The sequence below is a fragment of the Bittarella massiliensis (ex Durand et al. 2017) genome, from assembly GCF_001486165.1.
GTDB lineage: Bacteria > Bacillota > Clostridia > Oscillospirales > Ruminococcaceae > Bittarella > Bittarella massiliensis.
Genome location: NZ_LN908977.1, coordinates 835,444 through 847,820, shown reverse-complemented (window position 1 = coordinate 847,820; position 12,377 = coordinate 835,444). Strand labels below are relative to the sequence as shown.

The following is a 12,377-nucleotide window of genomic DNA, read 5'->3' as shown; positions in this document are numbered from 1 at the left end:
CGCTGCCGCCCTGTTCCCCCCAAAAAAGCCCCCGCCCATCCTTTGGGCGGGGGGCTCTCTCTTCTTTAGATGAGGGGGGCCCTTACAGGGCCAGGCGGTAGATAGCGGCGATGTCCTCCTCTTTCAGGTGGGCAAAGTGGCCGGCATAGGGGCGGCCGTCCAGGGCGCGCCGGGCCATCTCGGGGATGCGGTCGGCGGGGATCTTCAAGTCGGCAAAGGAGGTGGGCATCCCCAGGGAGCGGAAGAAGGCCTCCAGCCGGCGAATGCCCTCCAGGGCGATCGCCTCGGGCTGGTCAAAGGCCAGATCCACATCCATCACCCGCACGGCGAACTGCACAAAGCGGGGGAGGTTTTGCTTGTAGACGTACTTCATCCAGGCGGGGGTGATGACGGTGAGCCCCGCGCCGTGGGTCACGTCGTAGAGGGCCGAGAGCTCGTGCTCGATGTCGTGGCAGGCCCAGTCCTCCTCCCGGCCCATCCCCAGCAGGTCGTTGTGGGCCACGTTGCCCACAAACATCACCTCGGCCCGGTAGTCGTAGTTGTCCGGCTCGGCCAGGACGCGGGGAGCGGTCACCAACATGGTGCGCAGGGCCCCCTCCAGCAGCCGGTCGGTGAAGTCTACGTGCTCGGTCTGAGTGAAGTAGCGCTCCATCAGGTGGGACATGATGTCGCAGCAGCCCGCCGCCGTCTGGTAGGCGGGGAGGGTGTAGGTGGTCTCGGGATCGAGGATGGCGAATTTGGGGAGGATGTGGGGGGAGGAGCACATCCGCTTCTGGCTGCCCTCATCCTTGGTGATGATGCAGGCCTTGCTGGATTCCGAGCCGGAGGCGGGGATGGTCAGCACCACCCCGATGGGCAGGGCCTTTTCCACCTGGGCCTTGCCGGTGAAGCAGTCCCACACGTCGCCGTCCATGCAGGCGCCGGCGGCAATGGCCTTGGAGGAGTCGATGGCGCTGCCCCCGCCGATGGCCAGCACAAAGTCCAACCGGTTCTCCCGGCAGAGGCGGATGCCCTCTTTCACGGTGGAGAGGCGGGGGTTGGGCACCACCCCGTCGTACTCGACAAACTCGATGCCGGCGGCGCTCAGAGAGGCCTCGATGCGCTCGAGAAGTCCGTTTTTGCGCAGGTAGTCGCCGCCGAAGTGGACCAGGGCGCGGCTGCCGTACTCTCTGGCGACGGCGCCGACCTCGTCCTCCCGGCCCTTGCCGAAGAGGATGCGGGTGGGGTTGTGAAATGTAAAGTTCTGCATGGTTTGCGTCACCTGTTCTTTCTCGCTCTCGGGAGAGAGGCGTTTTGTCGCTGTTCTTTCCCTCCCATTATACGGCGGGGGACGCGGTTCGTAAATGAACGCTTTGCATCAATTTCCCGGGAAAATGTCCGCCTCCCTTTATGATTTGAGGGCAGTTGCAGGGTTTTGCAAGGCATTTTGGGCCGGTTTGACAGCTCCCCCTATTTTTCCGCCGAAGGGGGAACGAACCGCTGGGTCTTCTTGCGGCCGGGGCCCCGCACCGTATAGCCAAAGCTGCCCAACTTCTCCCCCTGGGCAAAGTACTCGCCGTGGGTGTAGTGGATGAGTTCGGCCCGGTCGAGACAGAGTTTCCCGCTCCCGTCCAGAAGGGACTCCTCCACGTCCACCGCCACGATTTCGGCCAGAAACATGTGGTGGCTGCCCAGCTCCAGCACCTGGGTGACCCGGCACTCCAGGTTCACCGGACTCTCGGCCACCAGGGGGGCGGCGATCTTGCTGGCCGGGGCGCGGGTGAGCCCGGCGGCGGCAAATTTGTCCCCGTCCCTGCCGGAGCGGACGCCGCACCAGTCGCAGGCGCGCAGCAGGGGGCGATTCACCAGGTTGATGGCGAACTCGCCCCTCTCGCGGATCAGGGGGTAGGAGTAGCGCTCCGGCCGCACCGAGATGTAGGTCATGGCCGGCTTGGTGCAGACGGTGCCGGTCCAGGCGACGGTGAGGAGGTTGGAGCGCTCCCCCTCGCCGCAGCTGACCAGCACCGCCGGCACCGGCGCCAGCAGCGCCCCCGGTTTCCAACACTGTTTTGCCATAAAAAATGCCTCCTGTCTCTCTTCTCTTGCCCCACCAGGATAGCACAATCGGGGCAAAATTCCCAGTCCGGGGCGGGCATTCGGTTGCAAGGGGCGGGGGAAAGGGGTAAACTAAGGGCAGATGGGGCGGCGGCCCCGCTGTTTGAAAAGAGGAGGGAGTGCCGATGGAAGAACAGGGATTGGGCGAACAGATCTTGCAAGTCTGTGCAGAGGTGCGGCGGCTGGCGCGGCCGGAGAAGGTGATCCTCTTCAACCGCAAGCTGACGCTGTCGGGCAAGACCGCTAGCTTCAAGCTGGTGGTGGTGGCCGACACCGCGGACAAGCGGCGGCTGGAGAAGGAGCTCTACCTGGCCATCGACAGCCCGGTGCCCTTTGACGTGGTCCTCTACACCCCCGGGGAGTGGGCGCAGCTGGCCGGGGAGCGGGGCTCTTTTGCCGCCAAGGTGCGGCGGATAGGGAAGGTGCTCTATGAGGCGTAGACACAACACCGGGGACAGCCGCCGCTACTACGACTGGATGGACAGGGCCGAGGAGGACATGGAGACGGTGGAGCTGCTGCGGCGGGAGGACCGCTGCTATTTCAGCTGTGCCTTCCACTGCCAGCAGGCCATCGAAAAGGCCCTAAAGGCCTATATCCTGGTCAAGACCGGGAACCTGGTGGACGGGCACAACCTCTCCTGGCTCTGCAAGCAGGCCGTCAAGCACGACGGAGAATTTACACAGTGGCTGGACGAGAGCGCGGCCCTCAACCACTGCTACATCGAGACCCGGTACCCCACCGACGTCCCCTACGAGATGGGGCGGGGCCAGGTGCGGCGGTTTGCCGCCATGGCGCGGGAGATGTTCACCTTTATCTGTGAGCAGGTGGAGGAGGAGCTGGACGCCAGCGAGCTGCCCTCCGCCGGGCCGGAGGCAGCCGGGGAGTAGCCGCCTGAAAGGCGCGGGGCAGAGAGAGGGCCCCGCGCCTTTTTGCGCCCGTTTGGGGGGTGCAACCGGCGGGGAGATGTGCTATACTAAACAACAGTTCTTTTTTGAAAAGGGTGGAGGGATCGGTTTTGGAGATGGCGATTTTGCTGGTATTGGCCGCGGTGTTGGCCCTGCAGGTGACGGTGCTGATCGTGCTGCTGCGGCGCAGGGGGGATGCCGGTGGGGAGGAGCTGAAGGAGGCCCTGCGGCAGGAGGCCCAGGCCGCCCGGGCGGACACCCTGCAGACGGTGCAGGCCTCGGTCACCGGGCTGGGGGAGGTGCTGGCCCAGTCCCAGCGGCAGTTCACCGCCGTCCTCAACGAGCGGCTGGGGGAGCTGAACACCCAACTGACCCTGCGACAGGAGAGCTTGCAGCAGTCGGTGGACCGCTCGGTGCGGGGCACCGACGCCCGGATGGCCGAGTTCACCCGCCAGAGCGCCGAGCAGATGGAGCAGATGCGCGCCACCCTGCAAAACCGGGTCAGCGCCATGCAGGAGGACAACGCCCGCCAGCTGGACCGGATCCGCCTGACGGTGGACGAAAAGCTGCAAAAGACCTTGGACGAGCGGCTGGGCCAGTCCTTCAAGGTGGTCAGCGAGCGGTTGGAGCAGGTCTACAAAGGCCTGGGGGAGATGCAGACGCTGGCCGTTGGGGTGGGGGATCTGAAAAAGGTCCTCTCCAACGTCAAGACCCGGGGCATCCTGGGCGAGATCCAGCTGGGGGCCATCCTGGAGCAGATCCTCGCCCCCGAGCAGTACGGCCAGAACGTCTGCACCAAGCCGGGGAGCAAGAACGTGGTGGAGTTTGCCGTCAAGCTGCCGGGGGACGGGGAGGAGCCGGTCTGGCTGCCCGTTGACGCCAAGTTCCCGGCCGACGCCTACGCCCAACTGATGGACGCCTACGACCGGGGCGACCCCGCCGAGATCGAGCAGCTGGGCACCGCATTGGAGCGGCGGGTCAAGCAGTTTGCCAAGGACATCCGCGACAAGTACATCGCCCCGCCCCACACCACCGATTTCGGCATCCTCTTCCTGCCGGTGGAGGGGCTCTACGCCGAGGTGGTCCGCCGGGGGCTGGTGGAGACGCTGCAAAACGAGTACAAGATCAGCCTGGCCGGGCCCACCACCATGGCGGCCATGCTCAACAGCCTGCAGATGGGCTTTCGCACCCTGGCCATCCAAAAGCGCTCGGGCGAGGTGTGGCAGGTGCTGGGGGCGGTCAAGACCGAGTTCGGCAAGTTTGAAGGGGCCCTCTCGGCCGCCCAGCAGCGGCTGGAACAGGCGGGCAGCGAGCTGGACCGGCTGGTGGGGGTGCGCACCCGCCAGATCCAGCGCCGCCTAAAAGAGGTGAGCCAGCTGCCCGAGGAAGAGGCGGGCGAGGTGCTGGGCCTGCCCGAGGCGTAGGGGCGCAGAGAGACACCCCTGGAGCATAGACTGGCTCCGGGGGTGTTTTGAAGATGGAATACAAGGGCTTTGCTGCGATGCTGGAACTGTCGGCCGCGGCTTATGGCGACAACCTGCCGGTGAAAAAGGGGCGGGAAGTGCGCTTTATCGACAGCGGAAAGACGGGGATCCAGCTCTATATGGAGTGCGTGGGAAAGACGGTCTACATCGCCTTTCGGGGAACCGATTCGGCCAGGGACTGGGCCACCGATTTTCGCTTTTGCAAAAAGAAGATCCCCTACGACAACACCGCTTCCAAAATTCGGGTGCACGGGGGCTTCATCGACATGTACAAAAACCCCGAAGTGCGCGACGCCATCCGCTATTTTCTCCCCAAAGAGGCGGAGAAGGTGCGGGTCACCGGCCACTCCTACGGGGCGGCGCTGGCGGTTTTGTGCGCGGTGGACCTGCAGTACAACTTTCCCGAGAAGGATTTTGAGGTGGTTCTCTTTGGCTGCCCGCGGGTGGGCAACCGGGCCTTTGCCCAGTCCTTCAACCGGCGGGTGTTCAAGACCTTTCGGGTGGAAAACGGCAACGACATCGTCACCAAGGTGCCCTTTGCCTGGATGGGGTTTCGCCACGTGGGCATCCGGGTCGCCGTCGGCCCCCCGCGGCTGCCGGGCGCCGTCTCCTTTGAGGCCCACCGGCCGCAAAACTACTATCGGGGGCTGCTCCGCTCCCAGGGGCTGTGACGGCCTGCTAGCGCAAAAACCCCTTCATGGTCTCGATGTTTTGCTGCTCGGTCTCCAGCAGTTTTTGGGCCAGGGCGCGCACCTCGTCGCTGGCGCAGGTGTACTCCTTGAGCCGCTTGGTCATGTCCACCACCCCCATGGTGCTGCCCTGAATGAGCATCTCGGCGATGTGGGAGGGAGAGTTGTCGGCCAGGGTCTTGAGCTCCAGCATCATATAGGCCGAGAACTTGGCCATGGCGCCGGTCTTTTCCAGCTCCACCCCGGCCAGCTGTTTGGCCTCGGCGAAGATTTTGTGGTATTCTTCCTTCTGGGTGAGGAGGGCGACCTTGAAGTGGTCGTCCTCGGCGATCCCCACCAGCCGGTCGAGGGTGGAGAGCCCCATTTCGGTGTTTTTGTAGATGAAGTCGAGCAGTTCGGTGTTCTGGTCCATGATTCGTTTTCCCCCTATTTTGGTTTTGCAGATAGTGTGGGCGCAAAGAGACAAATTATTTGCGAAAATGAAAAAAAGGGGGTTGATTTTTTGGAAACCCATGGGTATAATAAATGAGCGCCCTGCGATATGCGGAAAGATGGCTGAGCTGGTCGAAGGCGCACGACTGGAAATCGTGTAGGCGGTGATACCGTCTCGAGGGTTCGAATCCCTCTCTTTCCGCCACGAGAAGCAACCGATTTGGTTGCTTCTTTTTTTGCGCCTTTTTGAAAAAAGTGGGCTTTTCAGAGGAGGGCGTGGGGCCCGCCGACCGGCACCTGCGCGGCGGGGGGAGAGCTGCCCTGCCGTGACTTGGGGTGCCCGGCCCCCTTATTTCTTGACAGGAAAAGCGTCCAAAGATACAATGGAGGCGAATCGTTTGAAAGGGTGATTTTTCATGCGCGTACTGTTCAAAACTTGTCGCATAGCAAAGGCTATTGCGACGGATGTCGTCTCTCTTTAATTCGTTGGAGTAGTTTTTGCTATGCCTTATTTGGAATTTGAGAAAATGCCAATTGAGGAGAGCAAAATGGGTTATCAATCTGCAACGGAGCGACTGCCCGCTGATCTGGTGAGAGAAATACAGAAATATGTTGACGGTGAATACCTCTACATCCCCAGCCGCAAGAGAAAGTCTTGGGGAAGCAAAAGTGGGGCGCGTGAATTCTTTGCGAAAAGGGATCTCGAAATTTGCCGAGAGTACCAAAAAGGCGTTCCCATAGAGGCGCTGTCGGACAAATACAGCCTTTCGTTAAAGGGCATAGAGCGGATCCTCACCTCACAGAGAAAGCGGGGCGTGTAAAAATAGGGGGCTGCAGGCGTTCTGCGGCCCCCTATTTTTTGTGTATAACAAATTTGTAGGTTGTAAAGGGGATGCCGGATTTTCTATAATAAAAACAGATACCGCCGAACCGAAAAGGAGTTTCTATGGTTAACATTTCGACCGAAGTGGTCACCCGGCTGATAGAGGAGCAGTTTCCCCAATGGGCCCATCTGGAAATCAGGCCGGTTGCACAGAGCGGACACGACAACAGGACATTTCACTTGGGCGAGCAGATGACCATCCGCCTGCCAAGCGGCCAAGAGTACGTCCCGCAAATCGAAAAAGAGGGAAAGTGGCTCCCATTTTTGGCGTCAAATCTGTCCCTCCCGATCTCGCGGCCCCTTGCGCAGGGAAAGGCCACGGGGTACTATCCGTTTCCCTGGTCGGTCAATGTATATGTGGAGGGCGGACCCTTGAGCGGATGTGCCGTTTCTGAGAAGGTGCGGATCGCCACCCAGCTCTCGGCCTTTCTGAAAGAGCTGCAGGGCGTCTGTCCCGAGGGAGGGCCCGCTGCGGGGGCACACAACTTTTTTAGGGGTGCAAACCCGGCTGTTTACAGCCGCCAGGTCGCGTCCTCCCTGCGCGATTTAGAATTTGTTCTGCCGGTCCGCAGCATTCAGGAGATATGGAGAGAGGCCGTTGCGACAGAGTGGAACGCCGCCCCTGTGTGGCTTCACGGCGACGTTGCGCCGGGCAACCTTTTGGTGAAAGACGGCGACCTCTGCGGCGTTATTGACTTTGGCATCATGGGGGTTGGCGATCCCGCCTGCGACTACGCCATGGCGTGGACATATTTTGACGGCAGCAGCAGAAGGGCCTTTTTGCAGGGCCTGGACACCGGCACGATCGCTCGGGCAAGGGGATGGGCGCTGTGGAAGGCGCTGGTGACCTATCGCGCGCCGGAGCCCCTGGTGGCCGGCAACGCCAGGCACACGATAAATGCAATTTTGAGGGAGTACAGCGAAGGGTAAGGAGGATGCAACATGGAAAATACCCCTGTTTTGGAGACGGAGCGCCTGATTTTGAGAAAGTTTACAGAGGAGGATATGGAGGCGCTCTACCTGCTTTTGAAAGACGGGGAGGTCAATACCTTTTTGCCCTGGTTCCCCGCCAAAAGCGTGGCGGACGCAAGGGCTTTTTACGAAGAGAGGTATGCGGCCAACTATGAAAAGCCCCGGGCCTACGCCTATGCCATCTGCTTGAAGGGAGACAACTTTCCAATCGGCTACATCAAGGTGGATATGGACGAAAGCCACGATTTTGGCTATGCTCTGCGAAAGGAGTTCTGGCATCAAGGCATTGTGACCGAGGCGGGAAAAGCCCTTGTAGAACAGGTAAGAAAAGACGGGCTTCCCTATATCACAGCAACCCACGACGTCAACAATCCCCGCAGTGGTGGGGTGATGAAGCAGGTGGGGATGAAGTACTGCTATTCCTATGAAGAGCAGTGGCAGCCCAAAGATATTCCCGTCGTTTTTCGGCTGTACCAGCTAAATCTTGACGGAGACGACAGCCGTGTCTTTAAAAAATACTGGAACCAGTACGAAAAGCACTTCGTGGAAAGGGACGTCTAGCGCCATTGCAGCCCCAAAGTTGAAAACAGAGCGACAAACGGATAAATGCCGTGGTTCGGACTGCTCTTTGCAAGGGCGTTTTGTGCCGACGTGTGGGGAAGAAGCAACCGCCTTTTGGGGTTGCTTCTTTTTTGGCTGGTAGCAGGGGCGGGCGCCGAGCTCCTTCTCGAGGGGCCAAAGGAGAGGGGCATCCTATCGGCCCATCGGCCCCCTGTTCCCATCTTGCAGGGCAAACAGAAAAGGCGGCTGAAAATCAGCCGCCTTTTCTGTTTGCTGGTTTGTCTAAAATTCGGTTTCCACCTGTAAAGAGCTCTCGGGCAGCCCCATGTAAATGCGGCAGAGGACGTCGGAGGTCTCGTCGTAGAAATAGATCCAGTCGCAGATGACCTCAAAGGAGTCGATCCCCTGCAAGCGGGGGATCTCCTCCACCGTCTCCCAGCGCAGCCGGTAGACCCTTTTCTCCGAGTTGGCCACGTCCATAAAATAGACCCATTGGCTGTCATAGGCGATGAAGAGGGGGGCGGTCGAGTGGTTGACGGTGAGGTGCATCCGGCTGCCGCCGAAGGGGGCCCGGTAGATGCCGTTGTCCGCGTAGTAGACGCCCTCCGGGGTGACCAGGTGGGAGCCGTTGCGCTCGCTGGGCAGGGAGATGGGGGCGGACAGTTCCCCCGCGTCGGGGGAGAGGAGGGCGACGGTCAGGGAGAGGGGGTCTTTTGGGTCCGCCCATTCCCGGTAGGCGACGCCGGCAGCGCCGTCGAGGATACCGGTGTAAAAGTGGGGGTAGGCGGTCCCCTCCTCGGCGGGCACCCGCTCTTCCAGGGTCGGGGTGAGGGGATTTTGCAGCCGGTAGAGCAGCCGGTCGCCGCCGTCTGGGGTGGTGACATAGAGGGCGTTTTTGAGGAGGGAGACATCCCCCGCTTCGATCCCCAGGGGGTGGACGGCGCGGGTCTGTAGATCCAGGGCGAAGAGGGCGCCGTCTTGCAGGTAGTAGAGGTATTTCTGGTAGCGGATGAGGTACTGCGCCCGGGAGGACAGGGGGAGGATCAACTCGCCGCTGGCTGTTCCCCTGCCGATTTGGTAGATGCCCCGTCTGCCTGCGGCGTAGATGTAATTTTTGTCTCCGGCGGTGAGACGGCCCTGGTCCCTGCAGTCCATGTCGATCCCCAGGTCGGCCGCGCTGACAGGGGAGGAGAGGGGAGCGTCGTCTTGGGAGAAGGCGGCGCAGCCGCCCAACAAAAGGGAGGCAGCCGCCAGGCAGGCGACCAGGCGCAGGGTGGGAACGCGCTGTCTTTGCAAGGTGGTTTCGCCCCCTTTTCTGCTCAAATTTCTAAAAAAACAGGTTCATCGGAACGCCTTTTAAAGACAGTATACAAAAAAAGTGCCTTCCTGGCAATCCCGCTGCGGGGACGGATCGCCGGGAGCGCACAAAACGCCCCCTCAAAAGAGGAGGCGTTGCCGGCTTTTGGAGAGGGCGGCTACTGGGGAAAGGCGAGGTCCTCCAGGGCCTGGGCGTCCAGGCGAAAGACCGTCCAATCGTCCAGCGGGCGGGCGCCCATCTTTTTGTAAAAGGCGATGGAGGGGGCGTTCCAGTCCAGGCAGAACCACTCCATCCGGCCGCAGTCCTCCTCCCGCGCCAGGTTGGCCAGGTATTGCAGCAGGAGCTTGCCCAGCCCCAGCCCGCGGTGGGCCGGGCGGACGAACAGGTCCTCCAGATAGAGGCCGGGCTTGCCGACAAAGGTGGAGAAGTTGAAGAAGTAGAGGGCAAACCCCACCGGCTCCCCCTCCAGCTCGCCGATGACGCAGCGGGCGGCCCCCCGCCCAAAGAGGGAGTGGCGCAGGGTCTCGACGGTGGCTTCCACCAAGTCGCCCATCTTCTCGTACTCGGCCAGCTCCTTGATAAAGGAGAGGATGAGCGGGCAGTCCTCTTCCCGCGTGGGGCGGATGACAAATTCGCCTCCCGGGGTGACAAAGCGGTTTTTCACAGCTGATCTCCTTTCTCTCGCAGTCTGTTTTCCTTCTTTTTCAAACGCCCTTTATTATGCCCCATCCCCCCTTTTTTTGCAACCTTCAGAAAAGAGGGGAAAAGGGGTTGACAAAGTATACTATGTACAATATAGTATTATGTGTAAGGAGGGATGAGCCATCGACGTACAGATGAAAAAGGGGCTGCTGGAGGCATGTGTCCTCACCGCCCTGAAAAAAGAGGACTCATACGGGTACAAAATCATAGGCGATCTCTCAGAATATATAGAGATATCGGAGTCGACTCTCTATCCGATCCTCAAGCGCCTGGAGGGAAACGGTTGTCTCACCACCTATTCCCAGGCACACAACGGCCGCCTGCGCAAATACTACAAGATCACCGAAGAGGGGGTCCGCCGCCTGGGCGAGTTCGCCGGGGACTGGCCGCAGCTAAAGAGGATATACTGCTATATTTTGGGGGAGGATGCACTGTGAGACGGGACGAATTTATGAACGCCCTGCGCCAGAAGATCGCGCCGCTGTCAGAGGGCGAGCGGGACATGGCCATGGACTACTACAATGAGATGATCGCCGACAAGCTGGAGGCGGGGATGGACGAGGAGGAGGTCATCGCCCAGTTTGGCCCGGTGGAGGAGATCGCCGACAAACTGATTGCCGAGAGCGAGGGCGGCGCCAAGAAGGAACCCGCCGCGCCTCCGCCGCAGACGCCTCCGACCGGCGACCCGCGGCCGCAGATGGGGGGACAAGCGCCTTTCACCGCCCCTCGTCCGCCCTACGGCGCCCCCCCGGCGGGGAACTACGGCGCACCGCCCTACGGCCAGCCCTACGCACCCCCGCCGCCCCGCCAGAAAGAGGACAGCCAGGTGCTGAAGATCGTGCTGCTGGCGGTGACCAGCCCCATCTGGGCGAGTTTGGCGCTGGCGGTCGGCATGGTCGTCCTGGCCCTGCTCTTCGCCGGGTGGGTGATGGTGCTCTCCCTGTTTGTCATGTCCTTCGCCTTTTTGGCGGCGGGATTCATCTACTTGGTGCCCTCCTTTGCGCTGCTGGCGCAAAACACCGTGATCGGGGCCTTCCAAATCGGGATCTGCCTGCTGTTCGCGGGGTTTGCCATCCTCTCCTTCCTGGGGGGATGGGGGCTGGCAAAGGCCATGATGAAGGGCTGCAGCGCCCTCTTCGGCTGGCTGGGCAGCATTGGAAAAAAGAGAAAGGGGGCTGCTGTCAATGAAGCACATTAGGGGTTGGCTGATCGCCGCCGCGGCGCTCTGTGTCGCCGGGGCCCTGCTGGCGGGCGGCGCCTTTGCCATGGTCGGCTTCGACGTCTGGCAGTTGGACGCCACCAACGACGAAATCGAGGAGAAGAGTTACAGCGCCCCGGCCGCGGGGGTGGAGGAGATCCGCCTGGAACTGGGCAACCGGCGGGTGGAGATCCTCCCCGCCGAGGGGACGGAGATCGCCCTCGAGTACACCGAGACCAAGTACTGCAAGTTTGAAATAACCAACGAGAACGGGGTGCTGCGGGTGCGCAGCGTCAACACCGAGCGGCACTACAACTGGCTGCGTCGGGTCTGGTCGGGAATGTTCAGCGGCCTGAACGAGGCCCGCACCCGCTGTGTCCTGCGGGTGCCGCAGGACTACCAGAAACTGCTCTCGGTGCGCACCACCAACGGCAAGATCAGCTGTAACGGGATGGAGCGGTTGGCGGACCTGTCGCTGGACACCTCCAATGCCGCCATCGAGGTGGAGAGCTGCACCCTGCCCCAGTTGAAGGCCAGCACCACCAACGCCCGCATCGAGTTGGAGGACCTGTCGGTGGAGGGGACGACCACCCTCTCGACCACCAACGGCTCGCTGCACCTCACCCAGGTCAAGGCGGGCCGGCTGGAGATGAAGACCACCAACTCCTCCATCGACCTGGACAGCGTCACCGCCAGCGGTGAACTGGAGGCAGAGACCAGAAACGGCACCATCAAAGGGCGGGCCCTGGACGTGGGGAACACCCTCTGGCTCAAGACCACCAACGGCTCCCTCACCCTGGAGGATTCCCAGGCGGGAGTGGCCACGGTGGAGACCACCAACGCCGCCGTGCGGCTCGAGCGCATCGCTTGTAGAAAGACCTTTACCGCCATCTCCAAAAACGGCCGGGTCGAGTTTGAGCGGATGGAGGCCACCACCGCCAACTTCAAGACCACCAACGCCTCCATCAAGGGCAGCTTTGTGGGCAGCCAGGGCGACTACAACTACCGCTGCACCACCACCAACGGCAAGTCCAACCTGGGCGAGAGCGGCGGGACGGGCGCGCAGAAGCAGTTTTACTGCACCACCACCAATGGCAACATCGACATCTCCTTCACCCAGTCCTGAACCTGGTTTTCT

At 61.5% G+C, this 12,377-nt stretch carries 15 protein-coding genes and 1 tRNA gene; 11 read left to right on the top strand and 5 right to left on the bottom strand.

Translation table 11 applies throughout. From position 1 onward, the window contains the following. Positions 1 to 82: 82 nt before the first annotated feature. Positions 83 to 1,249 carry an iron-containing alcohol dehydrogenase gene (locus BN3266_RS11005; protein ID WP_059005173.1) on the bottom strand — a complete coding sequence of 389 codons (1,167 nt, stop codon included), beginning with the start codon at positions 1,247 to 1,249 and terminating at the stop codon, positions 83 to 85. A gap of 200 nt (positions 1,250 to 1,449) precedes the next feature. After that, positions 1,450 to 2,055 (bottom strand): flavin reductase family protein, encoded by a 606-nt coding sequence (locus tag BN3266_RS11000; protein ID WP_059005172.1) that lies wholly within the window; start codon positions 2,053 to 2,055, stop codon positions 1,450 to 1,452. A 164-nt stretch (positions 2,056 to 2,219) separates the two neighbouring features. Between BN3266_RS11000 and BN3266_RS10995 the strand changes: the two genes are divergently transcribed. From BN3266_RS10995 to BN3266_RS10980, 4 genes are all read left to right on the top strand, one after another. Further along, positions 2,220 to 2,534 carry a hypothetical protein gene (locus tag BN3266_RS10995; protein WP_059005171.1) on the top strand — a complete coding sequence of 105 codons (315 nt, stop codon included), beginning with the start codon at positions 2,220 to 2,222 and terminating at the stop codon, positions 2,532 to 2,534. After that, the gene (locus BN3266_RS10990) at positions 2,524 to 2,982 is read left to right on the top strand and encodes a HEPN domain-containing protein (RefSeq protein ID WP_059005170.1); all 459 of its coding nucleotides are present in this window, start codon (positions 2,524 to 2,526) and stop codon (positions 2,980 to 2,982) included. The genes BN3266_RS10995 and BN3266_RS10990 overlap by 11 nt, the downstream gene beginning before the upstream one ends. Before the next feature lie 134 nt (positions 2,983 to 3,116). After that, a complete protein-coding gene (gene rmuC / locus BN3266_RS10985) occupies positions 3,117 to 4,424 on the top strand; it encodes a DNA recombination protein RmuC (RefSeq protein ID WP_059005587.1) in 1,308 nt (435 codons plus the stop codon). Positions 4,425 to 4,477: 53 nt separating this feature from the next. Continuing rightward, positions 4,478 to 5,155, top strand: a complete 678-nt coding sequence (locus BN3266_RS10980; protein ID WP_021658238.1) for a lipase family protein — start codon at positions 4,478 to 4,480, stop codon at positions 5,153 to 5,155. Between the two features lie 7 nt (positions 5,156 to 5,162). Here BN3266_RS10980 and BN3266_RS10975 read toward each other — a convergent pair whose 3' ends face one another. Then, entirely contained in the window at positions 5,163 to 5,585 is a 423-nt protein-coding gene (locus BN3266_RS10975) for a hypothetical protein (RefSeq protein ID WP_021658237.1), read from the bottom strand. A gap of 133 nt (positions 5,586 to 5,718) precedes the next feature. On the opposite strand from BN3266_RS10975, the gene BN3266_RS10970 reads away from it, so the two are divergent. The 4 genes from BN3266_RS10970 to BN3266_RS10955 all read left to right on the top strand — a co-directional run bounded on the left by BN3266_RS10970 (position 5,719) and on the right by BN3266_RS10955 (position 8,021). Further along, positions 5,719 to 5,810: transfer RNA gene (locus BN3266_RS10970), tRNA-Ser, on the top strand. 298 nt (positions 5,811 to 6,108) lie between these two features. Then, entirely contained in the window at positions 6,109 to 6,426 is a 318-nt protein-coding gene (locus BN3266_RS10965; RefSeq protein ID WP_082671803.1) for a CD3324 family protein, read from the top strand. A gap of 125 nt (positions 6,427 to 6,551) precedes the next feature. Continuing rightward, a complete protein-coding gene (locus BN3266_RS10960) occupies positions 6,552 to 7,418 on the top strand; it encodes an aminoglycoside phosphotransferase family protein (protein WP_059005169.1) in 867 nt (288 codons plus the stop codon). Positions 7,419 to 7,430: 12 nt separating this feature from the next. After that, positions 7,431 to 8,021 (top strand): GNAT family N-acetyltransferase, encoded by a 591-nt coding sequence (locus BN3266_RS10955; RefSeq protein WP_059005168.1) that lies wholly within the window; start codon positions 7,431 to 7,433, stop codon positions 8,019 to 8,021. Between the two features lie 282 nt (positions 8,022 to 8,303). Here BN3266_RS10955 and BN3266_RS10950 read toward each other — a convergent pair whose 3' ends face one another. Together BN3266_RS10950 and BN3266_RS10945 are read right to left on the bottom strand one after the other, a co-directional pair. After that, positions 8,304 to 9,317 carry a hypothetical protein gene (locus tag BN3266_RS10950; protein WP_154669068.1) on the bottom strand — a complete coding sequence of 338 codons (1,014 nt, stop codon included), beginning with the start codon at positions 9,315 to 9,317 and terminating at the stop codon, positions 8,304 to 8,306. A gap of 179 nt (positions 9,318 to 9,496) precedes the next feature. Then, the gene (locus BN3266_RS10945) at positions 9,497 to 10,003 is read right to left on the bottom strand and encodes a GNAT family N-acetyltransferase (protein WP_059005166.1); all 507 of its coding nucleotides are present in this window, start codon (positions 10,001 to 10,003) and stop codon (positions 9,497 to 9,499) included. Positions 10,004 to 10,163: 160 nt separating this feature from the next. Between BN3266_RS10945 and BN3266_RS10940 the strand changes: the two genes are divergently transcribed. From BN3266_RS10940 to BN3266_RS10930, 3 genes are read left to right on the top strand one after another with little or no spacing between them, the layout of a single operon-like run. Next, entirely contained in the window at positions 10,164 to 10,478 is a 315-nt protein-coding gene (locus tag BN3266_RS10940) for a PadR family transcriptional regulator (RefSeq protein WP_044991868.1), read from the top strand. Then, positions 10,475 to 11,239: a DUF1700 domain-containing protein gene (locus BN3266_RS10935; protein WP_154669067.1), complete on the top strand. Its 765-nt coding sequence runs from the start codon at positions 10,475 to 10,477 to the stop codon at positions 11,237 to 11,239. Before BN3266_RS10940 ends, BN3266_RS10935 begins: the two co-directional genes overlap by 4 nt. Beyond that, complete coding sequence (locus BN3266_RS10930; RefSeq protein ID WP_059005164.1) at positions 11,226 to 12,365, top strand: DUF4097 family beta strand repeat-containing protein; 1,140 nt, start codon at positions 11,226 to 11,228, stop codon at positions 12,363 to 12,365. Before BN3266_RS10935 ends, BN3266_RS10930 begins: the two co-directional genes overlap by 14 nt. The last annotated feature ends 12 nt before the right edge of the window (positions 12,366 to 12,377 follow it).

Bases quoted from the DNA above. Each gene is read 5' to 3' on its own strand.
- BN3266_RS11005 (WP_059005173.1), bottom strand. From the start codon at position 1,249: ATGCAGAACTTTACATTTCACAACCCCACCCGCATCCTCTTCGGCAAG.
- BN3266_RS11000 (WP_059005172.1), bottom strand. From the start codon at position 2,055: ATGGCAAAACAGTGTTGGAAACCGGGGGCGCTGCTGGCGCCGGTGCCG.
- BN3266_RS10995 (WP_059005171.1), top strand. From the start codon at position 2,220: ATGGAAGAACAGGGATTGGGCGAACAGATCTTGCAAGTCTGTGCAGAG.
- BN3266_RS10990 (WP_059005170.1), top strand. From the start codon at position 2,524: ATGAGGCGTAGACACAACACCGGGGACAGCCGCCGCTACTACGACTGG.
- rmuC (WP_059005587.1), top strand. From the start codon at position 3,117: ATGGCGATTTTGCTGGTATTGGCCGCGGTGTTGGCCCTGCAGGTGACG.
- BN3266_RS10980 (WP_021658238.1), top strand. From the start codon at position 4,478: ATGGAATACAAGGGCTTTGCTGCGATGCTGGAACTGTCGGCCGCGGCT.
- BN3266_RS10975 (WP_021658237.1), bottom strand. From the start codon at position 5,585: ATGGACCAGAACACCGAACTGCTCGACTTCATCTACAAAAACACCGAA.
- BN3266_RS10965 (WP_082671803.1), top strand. From the start codon at position 6,109: ATGCCTTATTTGGAATTTGAGAAAATGCCAATTGAGGAGAGCAAAATG.
- BN3266_RS10960 (WP_059005169.1), top strand. From the start codon at position 6,552: ATGGTTAACATTTCGACCGAAGTGGTCACCCGGCTGATAGAGGAGCAG.
- BN3266_RS10955 (WP_059005168.1), top strand. From the start codon at position 7,431: ATGGAAAATACCCCTGTTTTGGAGACGGAGCGCCTGATTTTGAGAAAG.
- BN3266_RS10930 (WP_059005164.1), top strand. From the start codon at position 11,226: ATGAAGCACATTAGGGGTTGGCTGATCGCCGCCGCGGCGCTCTGTGTC.